Source organism: Viridibacillus sp. KH_047 (assembly GCF_057838945.1).
This window is the reverse complement of sequence record NZ_CM174479.1, coordinates 1874515-1901062: the sequence shown is the minus strand read 5'-3', so window position 1 is coordinate 1901062 and position 26548 is coordinate 1874515. Positions and strand designations below refer to the sequence as shown.

Genomic DNA, 26548 nt, shown 5'->3' with positions numbered 1-26548 from the left:
CTTCTTTCTACCTATAATCCTTTCTACCTATAGTCAATAATAATCGTTATATAAGTAAATGTCACTCGAAAGTGTCATTCTTTAACATAAAATTACATTGGATGTGAGCGACTGCCATTTGAAACGATAGTTGGAGACTTTTGGGGAATGGTTGTACACTCGGGTGTTTTCCGTGGACCTTTTGAGAGGGTAGTTGCATAATTTGCTGATTTCGTTTGGTATGTCAACACTAAACTGGACAACTTTTATAAGCTCTGCAGTTTGAATTACACTGGTGTTAAATAGCCCAGTGTTCCGTGAATTCGAATATTGTTAAACCAATGAACGTAACTATTGGAGAACGAGAAAAACGTTTCAAAAGTGGGATGACTTTTGAAACGTTTTTATCAAGCTGTACATTTCATATTTCACTAGCAATGAATATTTTTTAATTTAAGTTGTACAACCTCAAGTAAAACATTGAAAAATTCACTATTTTCCTAATTCAAGTTACAACCAGGATTTAGAATATCATTATTTCGAACATCCGATTCAATTGCTTTCCTTAATAAAACAATTATCTACCCTAACATTTGAACAATACAATCCAGCCACTAGTAATAACCTCAAATTAGAACACTATATGTGCAATTGCTGCCGAAAAAATTAATGACAATACAGTTCTTTGGATCCATATAATTACTAGATCTCTTATTTTAATAGGTATATCTGTAGATAAAAGAGCAGGTATTGATGCTGAGAAAAACAGTATTGCTGTAGTACTAGTAACCGCTACAACAAATTTAGTAATAATAGGCATGTCTACTACTAATAATGTAGGTAAGAACATTTCTACTATCTCAATTGATACAGCTTTTGCTGCAATCATTGGCTCAGGTATTTGTAGTAAGTAAATAAATGGATAGTAAATATAGGCGATAACGTCAAAGACTGGAGTATATTTTGCAATAAGCAGTCCAATTAGCCCAATAGAGAGTATGCTGGCTGTAACTGCTGCACTAAGTTTTATCATATCACCTTTATATCCATCTATAAGATTACTTAATAATGATTTTGAATCACGAGCTGCATCAATACCAGCGTTAGTTGCCCTAACAAAAATATTACCTGACATATCAGTTTTCTCTTCAATAGGTTTATCATAATAAGTATTAGGTTTTTTTGAAATAGGATAAATTCTAGCTGTTATAGCGCTCACTAAAAAGGTAATGATAAAGCATGAAAAAAAGTAAATATTCCAGAATTTCATTAGATCTAAAGTATCAGCTATAACCACTAAAAATGTTATTGAAACTGTCGAGAACCCAGTTGCAACAATAATAGCTTCTTTCAAAGAATATATGCCTCTCTTATATAAATCATTTGTTACAATTACTGCAGCAGCATATCCACCAGTAAAAGAAACCATAGCATCTAATGCAGAAGAACCTGGAGTTTTCCATATTAATTTCATTATTGGTTGGAAAAAAATACTTAAAAATTCTAATATTCCATAATTTAATAATAGTACTAAACTTATTATTGTCACTGGTATCATAAGTAAGATAGGTACTACTATTAAATTCCATAGAAACGGAATCATATCTGGTGCCATTAAGAATTCAGGTCCAATATTAAAAACAGCCATTCCTGCAATAATACACCCTAATAATTTAGCCACAGTAAAAGTAAAATCGAATATTGACTCCTTCCACTTCCCTGAAATAACAGGTACCACCCCTCCTATTAACACCATGATTAATGCATAATATGGAATGAATAGTTTAAAAGTTTCACCTATCCAATCTATAGCATGTTTAAGAAGGATTGCTGACTCCCCATTTATTTCGACAGGAATAAAATATAGAAAAAGCCCTATAAAAGAATATAAATAAAATTTCAAGGCCCCTACTGGTCTACTGGATTTTGCATGACCTTTAACATCGCCTAAATATTCCGCATTATTATCTATCATTTATTTCACTCCCTTGTATTGAACTTCTTTGCTTACTTTATTTAAGGGCTCTTCTCAAGATGAAATAACTAATAAGCAAAGTTATGATTAAGCTTAACTTTTCTTCCTTTTTAAAAATATGAGTCGTAATAGTTTTGAGAAGGATGCTCAATTAACAGAACACTATGGAATAAAAATATTAGGACTCTTATAAGGGTCTTTCGCGACTTCCCTATATCCCACTCTTCGATAATCCTGAACTATTCATAAAAGGAAAATGAAATTTATTTTAAAATTTATGGAGAGTACAGCATTTTTGACTTATTGGTCTTATTACCTTTGTGAGATATAGTCAAACAAATTTTTGCTTCTTTGCATAACAGTAAGTTGAAAATAGAACGGCAATTTAAATGAATATATCAAACTAATCCTTATTTTTCGGTTAATTGATTAGAAAATTAATAATATTCTGATATTTATGGCCAGGAAAAATATTTTTTTCAAATAAACTCTAATGGTAAGCTACTATTTTTTTAAAAAATCCATTAAGTCCTCTTCCGATTTTTTGATATCTATATACTTATTTCTAATGCTAATCTTATCTACTTTATTCCCTATAGTTCCTATACCTACATTTTTAACCTTGTTGGAATACTCCTCTGGGGTAGTAGTAAACTTTCCAAGTGTTTTATATATAGGTGCACTTTCCAAATTGTTAGCGTAAGGGTATTTTACATTGAAATATTTGAGCGCATTAAGATGTTGATCTCTTCCGTATTCTCTTTTAAAGGAAACTAAGTCAAAGTCTAGGGTCTTAGTAAATGTTGTTGGTATGTTTCCGGCCCTATATATGACCTCACCTTCAGGGCCGATTATTGTAGATGTACCACAATTAGTCGCTCCGTTAATATTGTTAGATGTATCTGATGTCCATATATAATATAGTTCATTTTCTAGAGCTCTTGTTCTTGGTATTACTTCTGAAATATAATCAAACTCCATAGGATCAGATGCGGGACATACAATCATCTCTGCACCTTTAAGCGCTAGTGTTCTTGCGATTTCCGGGAAAAATTGGTCATAGCATACAAGTAATCCAATTTTTATGTTTTTCTCAGGAATTTCTATTATGCAATAATCATCATCGGAGCTTGGCATAGATGGCTCTCCTGGCCAGAACGGAACTTTTTTCCTATACGCTGCAATCATCTCTCCAGTAGGTGCAAATACCGGACAAGTATTGTAATATTCTCCCTCTTTCAAAGTATCATTTCTTTCATACATAGTACCTGGAATGAAATATATACCGTATTCCTTAGCGATAGAAGATAGATAATCCGTAATTTTACCCGGTATAGTATCCGCATATGATTTACTAATCCCGTATTCTACACCTATTATTAACTCTGGTTTTAAATACCCTGTCATTAGTTTATCTACAGTTTCTTTTAAATATTTTAGATTTGTGACCGTATCTGGCGATGTCGGCATTTGTATAATAGAGACGTTAAGATATCTACCCATTCAAATTTCCTCCTAATTAGATTAATAAATTCGCGCAATTCTAAGTACACCCAATGACTATTCGATACTTTACCTCATTATTTTTTCACTTTTATCTACATTGTCATAATAGAATTAATCACTAAAAAGTTTCAAAATAAGTGTTCTATATATGCTTATATCCTTTCTCTATTTTATTTTTCGCCACATTTTTGACATGTCAATAATAATATAACAAATACAACAGAATAGCACAATGCACTTTCTGAATTATCAGAATATGAATTGTGTTATTTTTTGTTATACTTAATTAGTGATTAACTTTTAGAAGAAGGTAGTTGAGGAGTCATGATTCAGATTGGCGTTATTGCTGCATCTAATTCAATTGAATTTATTAAAAAAATGGAGCCTTTATTAAATGATAGATGTGAACTGGTTTACTTACCATACAGTAATACTACTGAGATAAAGGATATCTATTTACAAAAATATAAGTTTTTTAAGGGAATTATTTTCGGTGGGTTATTTCCTTTTACATTATTAAAAAAGGAGTTAAAGGATTTTCATATTCCAACCGTTTATTTTGATATAAATGAAAAAGACTTTTATAAATGTTTAAGCAAATTGCTAATTCTTAATCCTAATTTAGATATTTCTAGAATATTAATCGATTTTATCCATAACGAAAATAACTTTCTTGGCCTTAAACAATTACTAGGAAACAAAAAGCTTCCATACTACTACTGTGATAATTTAGAAGACCTAATGACAGTGTCATTATATGATGATTTGTTTATTAGGCATTTAACCCTATGGGAACAAGGTAAAGTTGATTTTACAATTACACGAACTCCTGCATTATCGAACAAACTTAAGCAATACAGTATCAATCATGTAGTAATGTATCCCTCTGAAGAATCCATGCTAGAAAAAATCAATCAATTATTAAAAGAGATTGATTTGCAACATCTAATCGAAAATCGAGTGGCTATTGGAAATATTACAATCAAAAATTTGGAAACAAATGACTCTGTATTTAAAGATATTGAATTTAAGAAAATCATGTTAAATAAATCGCTGTTGGAGTATAGCGAAAAGGAAAATCGTTCGTTTATTATTCAAACGAATCATTTAGGTTTTGAAATTATTACTACCTATCGAGATCTAAAAGAATTTACGAAAGATTTCACATGCTGTTCAATTTTAAATTATTTAAGCAAAGAACTTCCTTTTAAAGTGAATAGTGGATGGGGAATCGGAAATACGATTTATGAGGCACGTAACAATGCGGAAATTGCCAATCGCCAAACAATAGAGAATATCAGCAATGTATCATATATTGTTACTGAAAATGAACAAATCATTGGCCCTTTAGGCGAAGAAATATGGTTGAATTTTTCTAATACGATGGATCCTTATATTGAAAAAATAAGTAAACAGACAGGCGTCTCTTCGTTGCATATTCAAAAAATACTTGCTGTAATATCAAAAGTACATACTAATGAATTATCCGCTGAAGATTTGGCTACCTATTTAGGGGTAACATTAAGAAGTGTATATCGAATTTTAAGTAAACTAGAGATAAATGGATATGCAAAAGTACTATTTTTGCAGCAAAAAAAATTAAGGGGCAGACCTAAAAAAATCTATAAAATAACTTTGAATCAAGTACTTATTAATGATAAACATGGAGACTCAAACTAAAAAACATTTTGGAAAAGTAAAATATATGATATCTCTTAGTTACTACCTACCAATGATAAGGGGTTACTTTCGTATTTCAACACTAAACTGGACAACTTTCATAAGGGCTCCTGTTTGAATTCCACTGGTGTTAAATACCCGAGTGTTCTATGAATTCGAATATTGTAGAACCAATGGACATAATCAGCTAGTTCAAGCGCGGGTTGTTCATGTGAGGAGAATTGTGCTCGGTTAGCGATTTCTGTTTTAAATAGCTAAAACATCGCTTCAGATACGGCGTTCACATAAGGGCACCCCTTCATGCTCAATGACCGCTGAATTTCGAATGTTTCTAGGTCTTCTGAAATGAGCTTTTTATCAAACTCTTTTCCTCGTTCTGTATGAAACATTTTATTGTCATTCAAGTTGCCTTTAATATTTGCCAAAGCTTGATATACCAACTCTGTTGTCTTATTTGAACTAGCACTGTAGCCAATAATCCCACGATTCTAAAGGACGACAAAAATCATATCCCTTATGTATGTCTTAGTTGTATTGAAGTGAAAAAGATTCCTTTTTCCTTTGTTATGGCAAATGAAAATATAACGTAAACCACTTGCTATACATGGGGTTTAATGACTTATTTTATTTCATTCCCTTGTCATCCACATTAGAGAATAACTGATTTCATGATAGTACATCTCTCATTTATGGGATGCAAAGTTCTTTTTTGGTACCCAAAAATGTTGAACCCTCCCTACTTGTTACCTGTAGAAAGGGTTCAACATTTTTAATTATGGTGATGTATTTTATTATCCGATTCCTAAAATCCATTAAAGTTTCTTTGGTCGCATTATATGGTGGAATTTTCTTTTAACACAGTTGGTTTAATAGCTTTTTCCCTATCTTGCTGACGCCAGTACTCTTCAATTTCTTCTAAAGTTTTCCCTTTGGTTTCTGGTGTTTTATAGTGAATAAATACGCAAGCAACTATTGATAATACTGCGTATATTAAAAAGACATTATTTCCAATGACACTTAACAGTGGCGGGAAAGTATACGAAAAAAGAAAATTCAATGTATACTGGAAAAATGTAATGACTCCCATTCCGATCGCTCTTGCTTGCAAAGGTAACACTTCAGGTATTAATAGCCAGAATACAGGACCTAGACCGATTCCAAACGCGAATACATATAAGAACACACAAACCATACTAAATATCGTAAAATCTGAAAATAGTGCTAAACCGATTAGTGGTAGAACCTGCCCTCCAATACTATAGATTAATAATGTTTTTCTTCCCAATTTATCAACAATGAATAACGATATAGCCGTGGAAACAACTAAAGCGGTACCTATCCCGAAGTTGGCTATATTCGATCCGCTCCATCCGTTAATATCCACTCCTTCAAAGATGATTGGAGCAAAGTATACTACTGCATTAATTCCAGTGAAGACCTGAAAAAACGTTAATATGAAGTTCATATTTAGAATCTTTTTATACTGGCCAACTAAATGTTTGAATCCGACATTTTGCTGTTTTAGTGAATAATTAATATCGCTTATTTCATCTTCCACTTCTTTCTTCGATCCTCTTAGTTTCATTAATACTTTTCTTGCACGCTCTTCTTTTCCTGCAGTCATTAGCCAACGTGGACTTTCGGGTGAGATTAGCATCCCAATCGTAAAGATTGCAGCAGGAATAATACCTATTCCTAGCATGATTCTCCAAGAACCACTAGCAGTAAAGGAAGCTCCTACAATGTAAGCACTTAAAATTCCGACATTTACACTTAACTGATATAATGCACCAATTAATCCTCTGATTTTAGGTGGAGCTAATTCAACCAGATATATCAACGAACACATATTGGCTATTCCGCATCCGATTCCAAGGATAAATCGCGATGCTATTAAAACGCTTACATTAGTAGCGAAGGCACAGCCAATAGACCCAACAATGAACGTGATGCCTGCTCCTATTAAGAGCGATTTCCTTCCTAATACTTTAGATAAGGAGGTTGAAAGAACAATAGCAGGCAATGCTCCTAAAAGAAGGAAACTTACAATCAATCCTTGTCCAGCCGGACTTAATCCAAATTCCTCGGTAATAAAGGGAATAGCTGGAGAAATGGCACCAGAATCAAAACCATATAAAAGTCCGGCCAAGCCACCAAAAATTGCATAAACATACATAATATTCGGAATTTTCTTCAAATAAATCACTCCTTTTAGATTAATTAAAGTGCACCTTTTTCAATATAAGATTCGCATACTGTGAACGATCACTTGTAGCGATTATGACATATGCCGCCTTACTTCTTTCGTAAAAATCCGTTCTTTCGAATTTTTCTATTTGGACAGGAAAGTCGATTGTTTTTTATTATATCTTCATAGGTCTGCCAGATTTCAAGGTTTTTTTCATCGCCTTGAACAGGATTCATCAGCATGACTAGAAACGTAACATACGTATCTAGTGGAAAAATCACCGTGCCCCATCTCCATTATAACTTTCATCAATTCTGGAGAAATAATAGGCGGGATTCCTTTAAGCATTAGTCAAAACCTTTTCACTTTCTTGAACAAATTTGTTCGTTAGTGTTCCAAGCTTTTCAATTTCAACAGTGACCACATCTCCTGGCTGAATATAAATACGCTGATCGGCCGGTAAGCCTAATACCACTCCTTCAGGTGTACCTGTTAAAATAAGATCTCCCGGCTCTAACGTCATGTGCTTGGAAATATAACTTACGATTTCTGCGCAAGAAAAGATCATATCGGAAGTATTAGAGTTTTGCCTTATTTCATTATTTACGTACGTTTTCAAATTAAGGTTGTTTGGATCTCCTACTTCATCAGCTGTCACTAAGAAAGGTCCTACTGGACTAAAATCATCACAGGTTTTTCCAAGCAGCCACTGCTGTGTTCTCATTTGCAGATCTCTAGCAGACAAATCATTGACTGTACAATAACCAAAAACATGAGAAAGAGCAGCTTCTTGTGTTACATTTTTTGTCTTTTTGCCAATTACAATTCCGAGTTCAACCTCATAGTCCAGTTCATTCGTTACATTTGGAATAACAATTTCACTTTGATGACCTGTTAACGTATTATCAAATTTGTTAAACAAGATAGGCACTTCAGGATACGGTGCATTGGTTTCATCTGCGTGTCTTCTGTAATTCAATCCGACGCAAATGATTTTATGAGGTTTTGTAACACTAGGACCGTATATAAGCCCTTCCTCTTCAATAGCGACTGCACTTCCCATTGTGACAGCTTCATTAACCTTTATTTCAAAATCTTTTAGTTCGGATTGATTGAATTTAATTACTTGCATCACATCTGTTACTATATTGTTCCATTCATTCTTCTTAGCAGTTTCTTCGATATCTATTAAGCTATTCTCAATCTGAACTGCCAGTTTCTGATTTTCACCCTTTATAAAAGTAGCTAGTTTCATATTTTCATTCTCCTTTTATGCATTTTTCCCAAAAACAACTCCGCCATCAATATATAAAGGCGATCCCATCATGAACGTAGACTCATCTGAAGCTAGAAATAGTGCAGCCTTTGCCACATCACTAGGTCTTCCTAATTCTCCGCTTAACTGTCTTTTCTTGATCGATCCGATTGCGATTTCAGGATCGTCATATGAATTTGTCAAATAATCTTCAACAAATGGAGTTAAGATAGTGCCCGGCAATAAAGCGTTTACTCGAATATTATAAGGGGCATAGTCCACTTGCATGGCTTTAGTCAGAGCAAGTACAGCGCCTTTCGTTGCTGAGTATGCAGCACGTTTAACTAGCCCCATTTCCGCAGCGCATGACGACATATTGATGACTACTCCACTTTTTTGTTCCATCATATAAGGAAGCGTGTATTTAGAGGGTAAATAAACCCCCTTCACATTTACACTCATAATTCGGTCCCATACATCTGGTTCTACTTCGTCCACTCTACCCACATTACTGATTCCTGCATTGTTGAATAGAATATCTATTTTTTTATACGTCTCAATAATCTGTTCTATTGCAGATTGAACCGCTTCAGGATTCGTCACATCTACTTCGTAAAATGCTGCTTTTCCGCCATTTTCTTCTATTTCAGAAACTGTTCCTTGCCCATTTTCAGCATGAATGTCTGTAACGATAACAAATGCGCCTTCTTTTGCGAATAAACGGGCTGATTCCTTGCCGATACCACTTCCACCACCAGTGATAACTGCTATCTTGTTAAGTAGTCTCATAATATTACCTCCTGTTCATGATTCATATAATCTTCAGGCTGCGCCGCTTTAACCGTTAATCCGCCATCTACCTTTAACAGATGCCCATTGATTTGCACGGCTTCCGCTCTCGACAAGTAAGTACTTTCCACTTCAAATGATTTAACTCTCTCCTCTGGAAATAGCAAGAAACATTCTTCAGAACTTCCACCGATAAAGAATCCAGCTACGCCTTCTTGTAAGTTTTTTTCCATCAATTGTTGTTGGGCTTCCGTATTCAATATATCCCCCCATTTATATATCTTCCATTTTTTATTAAATACACTTCTTTACAATTTATAAACACGCTTAGCATTTTCATAAAACAGCTTCTCTCTAAAAACACTACTTCTATTTTTTGTAATCTCATTAAGAACTTCTATCCAAGGAAGTAATTTTGTAGAGGTATTGCATACTGGATAATTACTCGCATAGATTACGCGATCCTCTCCAAACTCATCTAATACAAAATCGATAGCTGGTCTTAATATTTCGGGATTCCAAGCTCCATTAGGATTTAATCCTGATATTTTACAAATAACATTTTTAACAGAAGCTAAATTTCGGATATTTTCATACCAAGCTTCTTTATATTCTTTTTCTATGGAACTTAACGATTCTTTACTTATCAATTCAGCATCTACATTGCCCATATGATTTAATACAATTATAGTATTCGGGCATTTCAGTGCGAGCTGAAATAAATCATTTAACTCTTCTATTCTTAAGCAAGCCTCAAATACCATTTCTCTTCGTCCTAATTCCTGCATATTATATATAAAAGTTGGTTTTAAACATGTACCTTTAGTGGCAGAATCTACATGGAGCACCTGACGCACACCTTTAATGGCTGGATGATCATATTGATCAAGATATTTTAAAAATCCTGCTTCTTCCAGACATCCTGAAATAATCCCACCGACTATGATTGAATTCAGATTTTCATATTCTTTTATAATGAAGGCGTTTTCATATTCTCTGTCAGAGCTTGCTACATCTACTTCTACATAGACCGCTTTCTCTACAGAATATGCTCCTGACATCTGCATATCATTTTCATAATTTACTAGAGTATAGGTCTTTTTCAATATATCTCCTGCATCTTCAAGCCATGGTATATGAAACTCATCAAGGTTCCAAATGTGTAAATGTGTATCAATTATTTTCATATGAACTCCTTTTTCCTATTCTAAAAAATATACTTTCTCCATATCAAGCCATTGTCCATCATTCGTTAAAGGTTCTTGGCAAGGATCAGTTTCTTTCCACCAGCGTTGTGTTTCTGAATCAGCTGCCATCTTAGCCATGTCAGCTTCAAAATCATTACCTGTATATTCAAAATAAGAGAACAGATAACCATTCGAGTAAAAAATTGAATAATTGGAGATGTTACATTTCTTAATCATTTCATTAATTTGTGGCCATGGATTTGCATGTAATTCTTTATAATAATCTAACTTATCTGCCTTTACACGAGTAACACTTCCATATCGTTGGATTTTCACCATGCTACATCATCCTTTTCCATTTTCATTATAATCTACTGGAATTTGACCAATTTCATTGGATTTATAGCAAGCTTCAACAACACACATTGTGTCATATGCATCTTCTACGCTATTCACGTAATGGTAAGTTGGGTCTTCTAATTTTTTCATCAGTCCACCCATAGTGCCAATAAATGCTTCTGGAAACCAGCTGCCCTTTATCTCAAGCTCTCTCCAACCTTTTCCATCTTCTAATGAAATATATTTGAATTTATCAGGAAGACCAACTGGATAATCTAAATACACACCCATTACTATCTTTATTGCCCCTCTTGTTCCTTCGATTTTTAAAAAGCATTCTTGTTCATCCAATCCATATTCATGGTTATGATTTGAAGTGATACCAGCTCGTAGCAAATCACCATAATCAAAAATCATATTAGATTTCACTTGTGCTAGTTCCATCATCTTAGGATGCTTCATAGTTTTACAGTAAACAGCTTCTGGGTTACCTAAAAAGTACCGCATAACATCTACAAAGTGTATAGAATGATAGTTAATTTCCATTCGATCTACTTCAAATAAGAAGTCCCATAGATTCCATGGTGTAAACACACACTCACGAACTTCAAAATCAGTAATTTCTCCAATAACACCTTTATCAATCAGCTGTTTAGCTGCAATTATATAAGGTGCTTGACGCAACTGGAAGTTTAAACCTGCAACTAGATTTTTCCTACGACATAGCTCCAATATCTCAGTTGCCTGTTCTATACTTTCCCCCATCGGCTTCTGTAACAAAACTGGACTTCCATCAGGAATAATATTTAATGTCTCAACAATTGTAGATGCTGGAACAGCAACATCATAAATAGCATTATTTGCAACTGCTAGCTCTACCAATTCATCTAATGTCTCACATACATTCGGTATACAAAATTTATCAGCCATTTCATGTGCTCTTTGAGGCTTTAAATCATATACTCCAATAACATCAAATTGAGCTAATTTGTATGCAGGATAATGGCAGTCTGAAACTACTCCTCCAGCTCCAATTGAAACGATTGGTCTTTTTACTTTAGGAATCTCCGGCACAAAATTCATTTCTTCTAGTTTGTCTATCATTTATGAATCTTCTCCTTCTCTCTAAAGTTGTAATGGATTTTATTTATTACAACTTTCCATTCGTAATACCAATAGTAACTCAAGAGATAATCAAGACTAAGTATTGGTGTTTCCTTTAAATACGTAAAGAAATTAGGAACTTCTATAGATACCCAAACAACTGGCATAACAACCATTGCAACTTTAGAAAATAAACCCAAAATCTTCCCATTAGAATGATTGATACTTTTTCATTCCCCGAAACTTCCTTGAAAAAAAACCAGCAATAGCTTAAACGACAAAACCTGCAAATAACATTTTCATTCCTACTGCATAGTTAATTACATGTATAAATCATTTTTTGGAGTCGTTTATTTGTTCATATATGTGAACTTAACTTTCTATTTGTGAACTTAAGTAAAGTTTAAATACCCTGAGAATTTTTGTCAATATATTTTTTGTTTTTTCAGAATTTTCATTTGACTCATTCAAAATGTTATCAAATATAAGGGGAACTTCCTATATATTTTCTCATACTATAAAAACTAGTTAGAAGAAATCAATATAACTAGTTTTTTACTCGATAAATTTGAAGGAATCTTTTTTTGAATCTTTATAAATTATTATTGACAAATAATACCACATCACGAATAATCATATATGTGAACTTTATATTTTATATGTGAACTTTATTTGGTTGTATTTTAAATATTAAGGAGGGTATTATTAAAAATGAAAAATGTAGTTATTACAAAAATTGAAGTAGAAGACAAACGATTTGTCCTCGAAGAAGGTGCCGGATCAGACGCCGTACATACTGTTCCTAACTATGCTTATGCAGTATGTAAATTAAAAACAGATACAAACATCGAAGGTACTGGAATCACATTTACATTAGGTCACGGAAATGACCTTGTTTGTACAGCTATCCAGTATCTTTCTGAATGCTTAATAGGAAAAGAAATTAACGAATTGATGAGCCGTTTCGGTGAGGTGTATGCAGAAATCACCGATTCTCCTTGCTACAGATGGCTTGGTCCACACAAAGGAGTCGTTCATTTAGCACTTGCTAGTATTACAAATGCATGTTTTGATCTATGGGCAAAATCTAAAGATGTTCCTCTTTGGAAATTACTAACTGAATTAACTCCTGAAGAAATTATTAATTTGTTAGATTTTAGATATGTTGAAGATTTACTTACTCCACAAGAAGCACTTACTATTTTAAACTCTGCAAGAGATAGTAAAGCTAGCAGAATTGGTATTCTATCGAAAGGATATACTGGATATGATACTTCTGTAGGTTGGTTTAACTATTCAGATGAGAAGGTTGTTGAAAACGCGAAGAAAGCGCTCTCAAAAGGCTTCACTGCTATGAAATTAAAAGTTGGTTCAAGAGATCATGAAAGAGATATCCGTCGTGCACTGCTAATTCGTGAAACTGTTGGCAATGATATTACAATTATGCTTGATGCAAATCAACAATGGACACTACCAGATGCAATAAGTATTATTTCTCGTCTTAAAGAAATGAACCCTTATTGGGTCGAAGAACCAACTGATCCAGATGATGTGATAGCACATCAAACGCTAGCTCGTGCGATTTCACCTATCCGATTAGCGCTTGGCGAACACGTTTCAAATAAAGTACTATTTAAAAACTTTTTACAAGCTAATGCAATGTGCTTTAACCAAGTAGACGCATTGAGAGTAGGCGGTATATCAGAATTTATTTTGATTAGCTTAATGTCTAAGAAATGTAATGTGCCTGTTATCCCCCATGTTGGAGATATGGGACAAATCCATCAGCATCTAGTATTATTTAATCATATTAGCATTGGTCATCCAGATTTGTTCCTTGAGCATATTCCCCATCTGGAAAAATACTTTAAAAATCCAGTTTCCATCGTGGATGGAAAATATGTGCTACCACAGTCTGCCGGTAACAGCTGCGACTTTATCTAAACACTAATTTGTAATATAGCATTGTCAATGTTAAATCAAGTCTTCCCGCTTGGTGTAATATTGACAATGCTTTCCTTTTCTATTAAATGCGCCAAACAAAAAATAACAAGCGAGGTTAATTATGACAAAAGTAAAATCAGCAGAAAGAACACTGCGTTTTTTAGAGTTATTAGCTTATAAACGCAATGGAATTTCTTTCACCGATATTCAGTCAGGGCTAGATACTCCCAAAAGCTCTACTCATAGTTTGATACAAGAATTTTTAGATAAAGATTTTTTAATTTATAATAATGATACGAAAAAATACTATGCTGGGCTTGAGTATATTAAACTCTGTACTGTATGTATTCAAAACACAGACTTGCTAGAAGAACTATCTATTTTAACATCGGAGACTGGGCAAGAGTTAGGTCTCACTACACATGCAGGAGTACTGGACAATCGAAATATTTTGTACCTAGCTAAATATGAAAATAATAGTGATCTATCCTTAATGCACAATATTGGACTTAGAATTCCAGCGCATTCTACAGCTATGGGAAAGTTGCTTCTAAGCCAGTTTTCTAATGAGAGAATTATTGAAAATTATACAGATTATCATTTTGAGAAACTCACGGAAAAAACAATCGATAATTTAGATGATTTACTTAGTGACCTAGAAAAGATACGTGAGAAAGGTTATGCTGTCGAAATTTGTGAAGCAAGTAGATATACAGCTTGTATCGCTTTACCACTTGTACAACAAGGAAAAATGGTTGCTGCTTTCAGTACAACTCTCCCTATTCATTTGTTCGAAACATCTAATATAGAAGAAATTGTTTCGTCTATGAAAAAACACAAAAAAATTGCCGAGCAACGACTCTTTGTCCTTTAATGATAAGTACCTCCCATGTCTCAACGGATCATAAAATATGCCCTCTAATTCCTTCGTCATGCCTATCCAAGGGGCGGAGGCCAGTTTTGCTAACCTAATGGGTCAGTGCCCTTTTGTTGAATAACTCTGGTACTCCGTGCATCTTTGAAGTCCTACAAATAAGAAAATATTCGAATAAAGAAAGCTGAAAATCAACCGTTCATTCATTCTTACATCTCTAAATTATTCATTGTAATCTTACCTTGGTCAATCGCACGAATAACTTCTTTCTCAAATTAGTCGTTATCTTCTCCCCAAAGAACTCTATATTTGCACTCAAAATAAAAAGGCAACGATAGCTTGTTAGCCCGTTGCCCTTTTATCAGGAGTAAAATACATCACATGTTACGGCTCAATAGTACTTAAATCAAAAAGCATTTTGACACACGGACGTGTTAAAGTACTAACTGTTTAGTTGAATGATGGATTAGACAATTACTTTATTATACTGTGCTTATTTACCCTTTTTTATACATGATAAGTGAATTATTTTAATTATAAATGCACACTGACTCATTCATTTTTAATATTTCTTTCAAGCCACTTGAATTAAAGCACCTTCTTTCAAATATAACTGATTGTCTTCCATAACTCATTTCCCTATTTTAAACCCAACTACGCGATTGTTATCTTGATTAATCAACACTTCTGGTAAACCAGTAACGATATGTGATTTGTCTTTGAAAGTTACTTTATATACAATTTGCCCAATATCTTTCGGATCAGAAATTTCATCCGAGTCATCGACTAAATAGTCAGTAATACTTGCTGTATCAACTTGTATTGTTTCTGAAGTTCCACAATTATTTTTGATAAGATAATCTTTTGCTACTAGTGTTACATTTACTTTAATATCATTTGATAATTCAAATGTTACATCAATAAGCTCTTCTTTACTTGCACATCCGAATAACATGATTGATAGGCATGAGAAAACAATGATGTTTATCATTTTCCGTATCAATAAGACTCCCCTTTTTTTACACGTATTTTAAAAAGATTATTGAAATTCTGATAATCATTTATCTTAGAATATGCCTTAACAGTTAATATCATTTGTTATTATTATTGGTATATAAAAGAGCAGCGACATAATATCGCTGCTCAATAAGAAACTACAATTTTCCCACCAATATAAGAAGCAGATAAGCATGAGTTTTAACGCTAAAAAATTGAAAGAGCCGTTCCGCAATTGTGGTTCGGCTCTTTCAGTTTATATAAATATTTGCTGCATAAATCCTTTTTAAAATTAGATCTTCAATAAAAATAAACTGATTTATTTAATCAATTATTCCGTTTACACAGTAGTATGGTATGTCACCTTTCACACCTATTCGTTCTTGAACGTTAAGAGGCTTTCATTTGGAAACTTTTTTTGGAAATGCGCAAGTGTAATTAGAGGGAATATATATCGATAACTATGATAATGAAAATAGAGACTGCCTTCCATTCCCTGTCCTTTTGGATAAGATGTTGTCCAGTCATCTTTATCATTATTTTCTAAAATATATTTGATGCCGGATATTATTTCTGGTGTGAGTTCGTCTTCAGCAGCAATCAGCGCATTCAATGCCCAGGCTGTATGAGTTAACGTGCTGGCTCCCAACGGAACGTACGTTTTCATTTTATCACTTTTACACGACTCTCCCCAACCCCCATCCGGATTTTGAATTTCACGAAGCCATTTGACTGATTTTAGAATAGAAGGATGATCTGATGATATTCCTGCTGCAACAAGCCCGGTTATAGCAGCCCAAGCACCATAAATATAACAAATGCCCCATCGACCATACCACGACCCATTCGGTTCTTGATGTTCGAATAACCAATTTACACCTAACTTGATAGAGTCGTGACTCTTTTTTAAGTTAGTGAATTTCCCGAAAAACTCCAATGTTCTGCCTGTTAAATCTGCACTTGATGGATCTGCGAGTAATAATTCAGCATCTTCAATTGGAATCATAGACAAAATGCTATTATCCACGCCTTTTTCGAATGATGACCATCCTCCATCATCATTTTGCATTGAAAATAACCAGTTGATTCCTCTGTCCCAAGATGGATGAACCTCGGGGTTTTTAATGAAAGTATTACAGATGGACCTTAAGGTTGCAGTAGTATCATCAATATCAGGGTTCATCGTATTTACATTTGAGAAGCCCCATCCCCCTGGAAGACTATCTGGATTGTGTATGACCCAGTCCCCATATTTATAATGCTGCCGTGTCAATAAAAATTGGTTTGCTTTTTTTATAACGGATCTAATTCGGAAACGCCTGCTTCTTGCATGGCGTAACTAATTAAAGCTGTATTCCATACAGTTGCTGTGGTGAATTGCATATGAGTCTTCCCATTCACTTGGCATTTCATAGACTTTAAGCCGTTTACCGCATGAATGATTGTGGGATGTTCTTTCTTATACCCAAGGGAAAGCAACGCGAAGATTAACAGAAATGTCGAACTGAAGTAACTGTATAAGGTGCCATCTGGTTCAATTCGTTCTAGCATATACTGTTCTATTTTATCTACCGCAAGTTTCTTAATTTGCTTTGGTAAACCAATTAGGCCATCAATTCTTTTTTGAATGGATAAAAGAAAAGGACTCCATTCATTTGAGAGGACGCTTAATAAATATTCTTCATCCGACCGGTTGTGGTTCAAAATATATAAATCTGAAATGTTTGGACTTTTATTTGTTTTAATTATGTATTTCTTATCAGCAAGAATCATGAGTGGAGCGATATTTGCCCTACCAAAGACAGAAATGTCGAAAAAGTTCAATGGGAATGGGTAAAGATTTTATCCCATAAAAATTGTCCAGTTACTGCCAGCATAGTTTTTGTTAGTAAATTACTTTTGTCTATTCCTCCATTTGATAAAATAAACTGCCTTGCTGCTTGCATTCGTACATCACTGTGAGAACAATAGTCGGAATATAGAAGGGCGTAATAAGCTTCTATCGTGGCACCTACATTACCTTCATTTTCTTCATCATAAAACAGCTTCCAAGCCCCATTTTCTTGTTGTTCGCTTAAAATCCGATCTACTAGTTCCTTTATTAATTCTTCATCATCAATAGTTAATGAACGCAATAAAATAATCATATAGGCACCCGTTGTAATACCTGTTTCAAAAGGATAATCCCAAGTTCCTACCTCAGATTGATCCTTTTTCAAGATGCTTATAATTCGTTTAATTTCATCTAATGGTGCACCATTCACAAAATTCGTCCTTCCTCTAGCAAAATTCGATACATCTAAACATATTCAGTTAGTTTTTAAAAAATGCGAGGAATTGATTAAGCGTCTTTAGTCGAAAAAAAATGCTTATACATTAAACAACCTGAATAACTACTTCTAGTGATACTGAAACAATACCTTCATGGTTCTGTTTCAGTTTTTTGTATAAAAAAATGCACATATTGTACTCCTTATGTCAAATTCATCTACAAAAAATAATTTCAGAATTACTTTGACAGACAGAGTACTTTTTGCTAATATTACTCTATCAGGTAGAACAATAATATCTAAGTAGGTGAATTATGGTTAGAAGCGATATCATTCGTGGTCACTTGGATTCAATTATTTTACGTCTGATTTTAGAGAAAGATCGATATGGTTACGAAATATCTCAGGAAATTAGTTTACGTACAGATAATCGTTTTCAAATTAAAGAAGCCACTTTATACGCCGTGTTTCAACGATTAGAGAAAAAAGAACTGATTGAAGCATATTATGGGGATGTCTCCCACGGAGGAAAAAGAAAGTATTACCGCATTACTTCATTAGGAAAAGCATATCTAAAAGAGCTTGTAAACGAATGGACGGAAGTGAAGGAAATTATCAACTTGTTTATGGAGGGGTTAGAATGAAGAAATTGAAAAATCATATTAATGAGTTATTTAAAGACATTCCTAGTAATAAAGAAACAGAGATGGTTAAACAAGAAATTATAGAAAACCTCGAAGAAAAAGTGTTCTATTTAATGGACCATGGAAAAGAAGAAGAAGATGCCATTAATAAGGCCATAGTTGAATTTGGAGATATTGAAGAATTAAAAAAAGAACTAGGTGTGAAGCAGCCAGTTAAGAAAAACATGGCTAGATTAAATTTAGAGTTTTCCTTTTGGGGAAGTGGCTTAATTATCGCCTTTTTTATTTTTATCAACCTGTACTATACCCCAAATATAATTTGGGCAATCTATCCAATTTTTGCTATTTTATGGTGGCCACTATCAATGTACTTCGTATGGTCACGTAAGAAATGAGGTAAATAGAAAATGAAAAATTACATTAGCTTTGCCGCAGCTGGTAGTATTATGACTATTCTATTTTTAGGAATCACCAATTATATAACATCACCACATGATATCTGGTTTATATATCCTAGTTTACTTCTTATACTATGGCCTATTAGCCTTTACTTCATATCTAAGAAAATGTACAAACAACATTCGATTTTCTGTAGTATAATGTTGGTTTCTTTCCTTATGATCGAAAATTATTTAAATTCACCAAACCATTTATGGTTCTTGTACGCTGTTTATCCAATTTTATGTTGGCCTATTCTTATGTTTTTAGGAGAAAAAACTAGATCTATAAAAATCGCACTTATATTCTGTGCAACCACAATCATCTATTATTTAGTACTAAACATTACACTCTCACCACAATATCCATGGGCTATTTACCCTGCTTTCTTAATAATGTGGTGGCCATTAGCTTTATACCATGCTAAGAAAAGAACGTTCGTAGCATTTTCTATTTACGCAAGCATACTAATTAGTATCTTTTTTATAACAGTAAATGTTGTCTCTTCACCTGGAACAATATGGGCTATTTACCCCATTTTTGTAGTGATGTGGTGGCCACTTAGTATGTACTTTTATGTCTATAAAAAGAGAATATACAAAGGTATTAATGAACATTAATTATTGAGTACCACAATCTGTATGCTAAAAAGGCGCCAATTTACTTGGCGTCTTTTTGTATATACTGTTCATTGTTGTATTTCACCTATAACGGTTTCTTTTTGTACATTGAGGTAATTTGTTTTGCAATGTACTCTGAACTATATTGAATTCCACCCTTTATCCACCAATTAATAATTCCTAAAAGAGATGCAGCAATGATCTCCAAAGCTACAGTATTCTCTGTAGTGGCAATGTTTCTTTCACTGCGTCGCAAGTGTATTACATTTTTCAAAAATTCAAATAAGCTGTTTTTGAACTCGGTGTGCTCTATAAATACAGCGAAAATTTTCCGATATTCATATACATAATCCAAAAATCCCAATAAATATTCCTGCTTATCTAAATTTTTCATTTGGAGTATTGGTTCAGTTTTCAACGACAGTTCGTCGAAGATTTCTTGTACAATTTGACTTAACAGATCGTTAATATCCTCATAATGCAAATAAAACGTGGCACGATTAAGCTCCGCACGACTTGTAATTTTTTGTACAGTTAATTGGGCAACATCCTGATTTTCGGAAAGTAACGAAAATACCGCATCTTTCATCATTTTCTTAGAACGCAATGCACGTGGATCTTGTTTTTTATGTATAGACATTTTACCCCTCTTTATCGATTATTAGATATTTAATCAACAAAAATTACTATTTCGTTGTTTAGTCGACAAATTTATAAATATTGTAAATAGGCAACTTATTTTAATACTGTTATCATTTATTTTATCGACTATGTGTCTATTAAGCAATGAGAAGAGGATTTCATAAATGCTACAAACGGATAAAGAAATCAATAAAGGAATATTATTAACGGTTTTAATTCTTGGCTGTTTTTTATCTACATTGAATCAGACTTTATTAAATATTGCCTTGAGTAGTTTAATGGACATTTTTAATGTTTCGGCCACAACGATACAATGGCTTGCAACTGGCTTTATGCTAGTTAATGGGGTTTTAATACCAACAACTGCTTATTTAATGAAACGATTTACAACTCGTCAATTATTTTTGAGCGCTATGCTACTTTTATTAATTGGTTCCATCATCTGTGCTTTGGCACCAAACTTTGGCGTACTTTTAGCTGGACGTATGATTCAGGCTGCAGGAGCTGGGATAATTATGCCTCTAATGATGGGTGTAGTGCTAGTTATTTTCCCAGTTGAAAAACGTGGCAGTGTCATGGGACTATTAGGATTAGCAATAATTTTCGCGCCTGCCATTGCACCAACGTTATCGGGTTTTGTCATTGAATATTACTCTTGGCGCTGGTTATTTATAGGACTATCTGTGCTTGTAGTTATTGTTATTTTACTTGCTTTGAAATTTTTAATGAATGTATCGGAAACATCTAAGGCTAAGCTTGATGTGTTCAGTGTGATCTTATCAACCATAGGATTTGGTTTGATTTTATATGGTTTTAGTAATGCTGGTAGTAAAGGCTGGAGTGATGTCGTTGTTATTCTTTCATTAGTATTAGGGTTGATTTTTACAGCTATTTTCTGTATGCGACAATTCCATTCAGAAGATCCCCTGTTAAATTTATCTGTCTTTAAATATAAAGTATTTACATCTACTTCTCTTATAAACGTGTTAATTACGATAATAATGTATGCGGATATGATTTTACTGCCAATTTATTTACAAAACGGCCGAGGTTTCACAGCATTTGATGCTGGTCTATTGTTATTACCTGGAGCCCTTGTGAATGCTTTTATGTCACCTGTTACAGGTAAATTATATGACCGATTTGGTGCAAAACCTTTGTTTATTGTTGGTTTAATGTTTATTATCCCTTCCATGTGGGCTGTAACGGATTTAACAGAATCAACAACATATTTGTATTTAATGATACGGACGATTTTCCTTCGCATCGGTTTAAGCTTTATTACAATGCCTTTGAATACTGCAGGGCTTAATGCCTTACCAAAAGAACTTGGAACACATGGCTCAGCGGTCAATAATACCGTTCGCCAATTAGCCGGAGCAATCGGAACTGCGGTAGTAATTACGATTTATACGGCGCAGTCTGCAGACCATGCCCATTCAATTGTGCAGGAGAATTCAGGAGCAAGTTCTGAGATGATTCGAACAGCTGCTTCCATTATAGGCTCAAGTGATGCTTATTATTTCATGACAATTTTAGCTATTATAGCGCTTGTTTTCACCTTAGTTGCGCCCCTAAAAAATAAATTAAATGTTTAAACCACTTCTTATATGTAAGGAAAGATATTGTGATTTGTACATTATTCTATATCAAAAAACACCTTGTTCAATTTTGAACAGGGTGTTTTTTAATTGTAATTAATAAGAATGTCATATAAATTGAAGAGTTTTTGATTAATTATATAAAAAGAACAACATCAAATCTTTTTCTTTTATTTAATTCTCCTTAGTAATAAACCTTCTTGCATAAAATCCAATCTTAATTGTTAATAATAGTACTGCACATCGACTACAACGCAAGGCACAGTAAAGAGATTGGCTAAATCCAATCTATTCTAAATAGTGTGGTGATTTTAATTGGAAAAAGAACCATTATCAAAGATAGAAGCATTAGCATTAAAACGATTATTTATTCACCGTCATAGTGCTATCATCTACCTCTTAAGAGCAATCCTTGCAAGTTTGTTCATTGGCTTTGGTGTTATTGTAGCGTTTAAAACTGGTAATTTCTTTTACCTAGAACATTCTCCATTTGCCTATCCGGTTGCAGCATTGACTTTTGGCGTGGCGATTATCATGATTTACTATGGTGGTGGCGACTTGTTCACTGGAGACACCTTTTACTATACATATGCTGCCTTACGCAAGCAGATGGCCTGGAAGGATGTAGGCAAGCTCTGGGTATATAGTTACGTAGGAAATATCATCGGCGCCATTATATTTGCACTCTTGATATATGCAACGGGACTTTTCCATGATCCTTCAGTAAATAGTTTTTTAGTTAGTGTTGCAAAGGGAAAAACATTAGTGCCAACTTTTGAATTGTTCTTCCGTGGCGTTCTTTGTAACTGGCTTGTTTGCCTTGCCTTTTTCCTCCCTTATTCAGTTAAGGGTGATGGTCCAAAAATAGCCATGATGATATTATTTGTTTTCTGTTTCTTTATTTCTGGATATGAACATAGCATTGCGAATTTAGTTACCTTTTCAATTTCAATTGCAACTCAACATCCAGATGCAGTTACCATAGCTGGAATTGTTCATAATATTATTCCTGTCACAATCGGAAATCTTATCGGAGGAACATTGTTTATGGCCTCCATGTACTATTATGTAAACAAGCCATTTATGGATGATCATGAATAAAAAAAAGCCTCTGTAAGTTACTAACAGAGGCTTTTCATTTTCTTATTCAAATTTTACTACATGTATACTACTACTTACTTGACATAGGAACAAAATAAATTCTACTTTACAGCATTTATTCTTAAATGACTAAATTCTTTAGGTATATAATATTTATTATATAGTAATGGATATTCCTCATGAATAAAAACACTCTCTAACAATAAATCACAGTCTTCTCCACCAACTACTTTATGTTTCTGGGATGAGGAATTAACAGAACTGGAACGCTTTATGTCAGTCGTTGAGCTATTTGCAAGCTCATAAATTCGGGTTTCAAGCATTTCTAATAATTGATCATTATCTTGTAAATCTAAATTTAATTCAGATACGGTCTCAATTGCCATATTCGTAAAGGAATAAGCTACAACTTCCCCTTTGCTCTTATACCAACGCTCAAATGCAACAACTGCTGCAGATTTCCTACATAATACTTGCTGCGTATATTCACTATCCAAATCAATTCTAAAATTCATTTCAACATCATCAATTTGTTTCGTATGAGATTTATATATGGGATTCCCTATTTTCTCTAAGCCAATTTTCGGATTATTCGTTGAACTCTTTGTAATGTAATTCCCTTTACCATGTACCCTTTTCACCAATCCATCATCTTGTAAAAGAGAAAGTGACTGCCTTAATGTCATTCTACTGACCTTGAACATTTTTGCTAATTCTGGCTCGGCTGGCAATTTGCTTTCTGGCAAAAACGTACCATTCATAATTAACTTGTACAATTCATCATACACAGTAATATACAACGGTTTTTTTCTTTCTTGCATGTTTGCGATTTTGAATTCCATCTTCTCACACACCTATACTTTTTTCAAAACATGGACCATCATCTAATTATTTCCTCTAATATGTATTATAACATTTATTTTAATCCTACTAAATATCCGGATTTTCCAAATATATAGAAAAGAATGTGTCACGGTTTTTACTGTGACACATTCAATTGAAAAATTTATATTCATTTTATTTCGCTAATTTATTTAATAACACCCAATACAAACCAAAAGCAGCAACTACAATAATTGAAAGGGTAATTAGGATAGTTGAAATTTGTGTTTTATCAAGCATTGCTGCAGTGTAAGCAATACCGATAGAACCAGATACATTGATTGTTAAGTTGTAGAAACCAATTGCTGTTCCGGATTTTTCTTTAGGAATCGTGCTAAGACAAGTATCAAGTAAAGGTGCATACATTAACGCGAATGAACCTGAGAATACAATCATAGAAAGTACATAGATAACAACAGTGCTTTCAGTAAATAATCCTGGAATGAATAGCGCAACTGCGATACCACATAATGCCATCATCGTTGCTTGTTTACTGCTTAATACCTTACCAATCTTACCAGAAAGGGAGCCAACAATAACTGACGCCACATATCCTGGGATTAGTAACAGTGAAATCATATCTAACTTTAAATCATAAATTTTTTCTAAAATGAATGGGAACACGAAAATATAACCTAATTGTACTGAGTAAATAATAAATACAATTGGTAGCGTACGAATGAAATGTTGGTTTTTAAAGAAAGACGCATCAATTAAAGCTTTTGAGCTTTTATTGATATAAGTTAAGAATAGAACCAACGCAACCGCAAAACCAATTAGGTATAACCAGTTAAAGTCTGAAATATATAACATAACTGTTGTAGCAATTGCTGCGATTAAGAATAAGCCAATTACGTCAACATTAACCTTTCTAGACTCTTCCTTCGGTAACAACTTCAAGATGAATGGAAGGATAATGATTGATAATAAAGCAATTAAGAATAAAGTTGTCCAGTGTAAGTAAGTAGAAATAAATCCACCTGTTAAAGAACCGATTAACATGGACATGGCATAACTAGCTGTACTTAATCCTAAAAACTTCTTTTGTTCCTCTTTAGGTAAGTGTTTTGTAACGTAAATAACATACAATGTTTCAGCAGATGCTAAACCAGCTGTTTGAATAATTCTTCCAAAAAGAATCATTGCAAAATTGTCTTTAAAAAGATATCCAATTATCGATCCGACACAGATAAAAATAATACCTGCACTTAGCAGCGTACGGATATTAATTGAATCTGCTAACGAAGCGTAAACTACTGCCCCAATACCGATTACAAGACCAGCTAATGTTGCTTGCCAACTAACTGTAGTTGCTGAAATTCCAAGGTCTTTTGCGATGTCTACAGATACGAGTTTAAACGAGTTATCAATAATCAATGCAAAAAGGAAGAAAAACAGTATAACCGGTACGGCTTTTTTTGCATTAAAGTTTTGAGTTTCTGGTGCATTATTATTTATTGCTTCCATTTTAGCGCTCTCCTTCTCGAAATTATATTTTTTCAGATTTTCTTTGACGATGAAATAGTCTGTGGGGTGAGGGAAATTAGACAACTTCCTTTCCCACAGACTTTAATTGTTAATACCGTTTATTTATTCAGCAAGTTCCAATGCGATTTCCATCATTTTAGTAAATGCTGTTTGTCTTTCTAATTGCGTAGTTTTTTCATGTTTAAAGATATGGTCACTAATTGTTAAGATACAAAGAGCATTTACACCTGCTTGCGCAGCATTCATGTAAAGTGCAGCAGACTCCATTTCCGCGCATAAAATGCCCATTTTACTCCATCTTTCCATTGCTGTTGGATCAGCATTGTAGAAGACGTCACTAGCAAGAACATTACCAACGCGAACCGGATATCCTTTTTCATCAGCTACCTTCTTAGCTTTCTCAAGTAATTCATATGATGCAGTAATTGAATAATGTCCTGGTAGGTTAAATTGGTGTGCGTAATTTGAATCTGTCGCAGATCCCATTGCAAACACAATATCATATAAGTTTAGGTCATCTTGAATTGAACCCGCTGACCCAATACGAATTAAGTTTTTAACGCCGAAAATATTTATTAACTCCCATGAATAGATACCCATACTAGCAGTTCCCATACCTGTACCCATTACAGAGATTTTTTTTCCTTTAAAAGTACCTGTATATCCAAGCATGCCACGCACTTCATTGAACTGTACTACATCTTCTAAAAAATTATCTGCAATAAATTTAGCTCGTAATGGATCCCCTGGTAATAGGATTGTTTCAGCAATTTCTACTCCATTAGGTTTAATGTGTGGTGTTTCTTTGTGATTTGTACTCATTGATAAGTCTCCTTTTAAATACGTTTTTAAAATAGGTGCTTAATTAAGGTGCTCTATTTCCTCGGAATTATTAATACGTTTTCATTTCAAGGAATTAAATAGACAACTCGTATATAAACCATTTAACTTGTACAATAAGTTGTCTAACTGGTACACAAATAAAATAGCACAGTTTTATTTCTTTTTTCAATTCTATTTTTAAATTTTTTTAATGAAAATGAAAA

The 26548-nt window shown here is 33.6% G+C and carries 23 protein-coding genes and 2 pseudogenes; 7 read left to right on the top strand and 18 right to left on the bottom strand.

The features are described from left to right. Positions 1-266: 266 nt before the first annotated feature. The 3 genes and pseudogenes from AC3IS5_RS09530 to AC3IS5_RS09520 form a co-directional block, all read right to left on the bottom strand. Positions 267-350, bottom strand: a pseudogene (locus AC3IS5_RS09530) (IS3 family transposase); the annotation flags it as partial. 260 nt (positions 351-610) lie between these two features. Next, positions 611-1954, bottom strand: a complete 1344-nt coding sequence (locus AC3IS5_RS09525) for a YjiH family protein (RefSeq protein WP_489427588.1) — start codon at positions 1952-1954, stop codon at positions 611-613. 504 nt (positions 1955-2458) lie between these two features. Continuing rightward, positions 2459-3457, bottom strand: coding sequence for a carbon-nitrogen hydrolase family protein (locus AC3IS5_RS09520; RefSeq protein ID WP_489427587.1), 999 nt, complete (start codon positions 3455-3457; stop codon positions 2459-2461). A 327-nt stretch (positions 3458-3784) separates the two neighbouring features. Here AC3IS5_RS09520 and AC3IS5_RS09515 point away from each other — a divergent pair, with 327 nt between their 5' ends. Beyond that, positions 3785-5140, top strand: coding sequence for a transcriptional regulator (locus AC3IS5_RS09515; RefSeq protein WP_489427586.1), 1356 nt, complete (start codon positions 3785-3787; stop codon positions 5138-5140). Positions 5141-5238: 98 nt separating this feature from the next. On the opposite strand, the gene AC3IS5_RS09510 is transcribed toward AC3IS5_RS09515, so the two are convergent. The 9 genes from AC3IS5_RS09510 to AC3IS5_RS09470 form a co-directional block, all read right to left on the bottom strand. Further along, positions 5239-5379 carry an IS3 family transposase gene (locus AC3IS5_RS09510; protein ID WP_489427850.1) on the bottom strand — a complete coding sequence of 47 codons (141 nt, stop codon included), beginning with the start codon at positions 5377-5379 and terminating at the stop codon, positions 5239-5241. A gap of 593 nt (positions 5380-5972) precedes the next feature. Beyond that, positions 5973-7337: a sugar porter family MFS transporter gene (locus tag AC3IS5_RS09505; protein ID WP_489427585.1), complete on the bottom strand. Its 1365-nt coding sequence runs from the start codon at positions 7335-7337 to the stop codon at positions 5973-5975. 19 nt (positions 7338-7356) lie between these two features. Next, positions 7357-7476, bottom strand: a complete 120-nt coding sequence (locus tag AC3IS5_RS09500; RefSeq protein WP_489427849.1) for an RbsD/FucU domain-containing protein — start codon at positions 7474-7476, stop codon at positions 7357-7359. Positions 7477-7668: 192 nt separating this feature from the next. Then, positions 7669-8583, bottom strand: a complete 915-nt coding sequence (locus tag AC3IS5_RS09495) for a fumarylacetoacetate hydrolase family protein (RefSeq protein ID WP_489427584.1) — start codon at positions 8581-8583, stop codon at positions 7669-7671. A 15-nt stretch (positions 8584-8598) separates the two neighbouring features. Then, positions 8599-9372, bottom strand: a complete 774-nt coding sequence (locus tag AC3IS5_RS09490; protein WP_489427583.1) for an SDR family NAD(P)-dependent oxidoreductase — start codon at positions 9370-9372, stop codon at positions 8599-8601. Then, positions 9369-9632, bottom strand: a complete 264-nt coding sequence (locus tag AC3IS5_RS09485) for a hypothetical protein (RefSeq protein WP_489427952.1) — start codon at positions 9630-9632, stop codon at positions 9369-9371. The genes AC3IS5_RS09490 and AC3IS5_RS09485 overlap by 4 nt, the downstream gene beginning before the upstream one ends. A 48-nt stretch (positions 9633-9680) precedes the next feature. Then, positions 9681-10559: an amidohydrolase family protein gene (locus AC3IS5_RS09480; RefSeq protein WP_489427582.1), complete on the bottom strand. Its 879-nt coding sequence runs from the start codon at positions 10557-10559 to the stop codon at positions 9681-9683. Positions 10560-10574: 15 nt separating this feature from the next. Continuing rightward, a complete protein-coding gene (locus tag AC3IS5_RS09475) occupies positions 10575-10898 on the bottom strand; it encodes an L-rhamnose mutarotase (protein ID WP_489427581.1) in 324 nt (107 codons plus the stop codon). A 6-nt stretch (positions 10899-10904) separates the two neighbouring features. Beyond that, positions 10905-12002 (bottom strand): Gfo/Idh/MocA family protein, encoded by a 1098-nt coding sequence (locus AC3IS5_RS09470; protein ID WP_489427580.1) that lies wholly within the window; start codon positions 12000-12002, stop codon positions 10905-10907. A gap of 711 nt (positions 12003-12713) precedes the next feature. Between AC3IS5_RS09470 and AC3IS5_RS09465 the strand changes: the two genes are divergently transcribed. Together AC3IS5_RS09465 and AC3IS5_RS09460 are read left to right on the top strand one after the other, a co-directional pair. Then, positions 12714-13946: an enolase C-terminal domain-like protein gene (locus AC3IS5_RS09465; protein WP_489427579.1), complete on the top strand. Its 1233-nt coding sequence runs from the start codon at positions 12714-12716 to the stop codon at positions 13944-13946. Between the two features lie 121 nt (positions 13947-14067). Beyond that, entirely contained in the window at positions 14068-14820 is a 753-nt protein-coding gene (locus AC3IS5_RS09460; protein WP_489427578.1) for an IclR family transcriptional regulator, read from the top strand. Between the two features lie 631 nt (positions 14821-15451). On the opposite strand, the gene AC3IS5_RS09455 is transcribed toward AC3IS5_RS09460, so the two are convergent. Together AC3IS5_RS09455 and AC3IS5_RS09450 are read right to left on the bottom strand one after the other, a co-directional pair. After that, a complete protein-coding gene (locus AC3IS5_RS09455) occupies positions 15452-15823 on the bottom strand; it encodes a hypothetical protein (RefSeq protein WP_489427577.1) in 372 nt (123 codons plus the stop codon). 366 nt (positions 15824-16189) lie between these two features. Next, positions 16190-18080 (bottom strand): annotated as a pseudogene (locus AC3IS5_RS09450) (terpene cyclase/mutase family protein). 320 nt (positions 18081-18400) lie between these two features. Here AC3IS5_RS09450 and AC3IS5_RS09445 point away from each other — a divergent pair. Together AC3IS5_RS09445 and AC3IS5_RS09440 are read left to right on the top strand one after the other, a co-directional pair. Continuing rightward, on the top strand, positions 18401-18730 hold the full coding sequence (locus AC3IS5_RS09445) for a PadR family transcriptional regulator (protein WP_489427576.1): 330 nt from the start codon (positions 18401-18403) through the stop codon (positions 18728-18730). After that, entirely contained in the window at positions 18727-19125 is a 399-nt protein-coding gene (locus tag AC3IS5_RS09440) for a permease prefix domain 1-containing protein (RefSeq protein ID WP_489427575.1), read from the top strand. The genes AC3IS5_RS09445 and AC3IS5_RS09440 overlap by 4 nt, the downstream gene beginning before the upstream one ends. A gap of 748 nt (positions 19126-19873) precedes the next feature. Here the strand turns inward: AC3IS5_RS09440 and AC3IS5_RS09435 are convergent. Next, positions 19874-20428 carry a TetR/AcrR family transcriptional regulator gene (locus AC3IS5_RS09435; protein WP_489427574.1) on the bottom strand — a complete coding sequence of 185 codons (555 nt, stop codon included), beginning with the start codon at positions 20426-20428 and terminating at the stop codon, positions 19874-19876. 166 nt (positions 20429-20594) lie between these two features. Here AC3IS5_RS09435 and AC3IS5_RS09430 point away from each other — a divergent pair, with 166 nt between their 5' ends. Both AC3IS5_RS09430 and AC3IS5_RS09425 read left to right on the top strand, forming a co-directional pair. Beyond that, on the top strand, positions 20595-22028 hold the full coding sequence (locus AC3IS5_RS09430) for a DHA2 family efflux MFS transporter permease subunit (RefSeq protein ID WP_489427573.1): 1434 nt from the start codon (positions 20595-20597) through the stop codon (positions 22026-22028). Between the two features lie 318 nt (positions 22029-22346). Continuing rightward, entirely contained in the window at positions 22347-23132 is a 786-nt protein-coding gene (locus tag AC3IS5_RS09425) for a formate/nitrite transporter family protein (protein WP_489427572.1), read from the top strand. 101 nt (positions 23133-23233) lie between these two features. Here AC3IS5_RS09425 and AC3IS5_RS09420 read toward each other — a convergent pair whose 3' ends face one another. The 3 genes from AC3IS5_RS09420 to deoD all read right to left on the bottom strand — a co-directional run bounded on the left by AC3IS5_RS09420 (position 23234) and on the right by deoD (position 26324). Continuing rightward, on the bottom strand, positions 23234-23974 hold the full coding sequence (locus tag AC3IS5_RS09420) for a GntR family transcriptional regulator (protein WP_489427571.1): 741 nt from the start codon (positions 23972-23974) through the stop codon (positions 23234-23236). A gap of 175 nt (positions 23975-24149) precedes the next feature. After that, positions 24150-25481 (bottom strand): MFS transporter, encoded by a 1332-nt coding sequence (locus AC3IS5_RS09415; protein WP_489427570.1) that lies wholly within the window; start codon positions 25479-25481, stop codon positions 24150-24152. Between the two features lie 123 nt (positions 25482-25604). Beyond that, positions 25605-26324: a purine-nucleoside phosphorylase gene (gene deoD / locus AC3IS5_RS09410; RefSeq protein WP_489427569.1), complete on the bottom strand. Its 720-nt coding sequence runs from the start codon at positions 26322-26324 to the stop codon at positions 25605-25607. Positions 26325-26548: the final 224 nt, after the last annotated feature.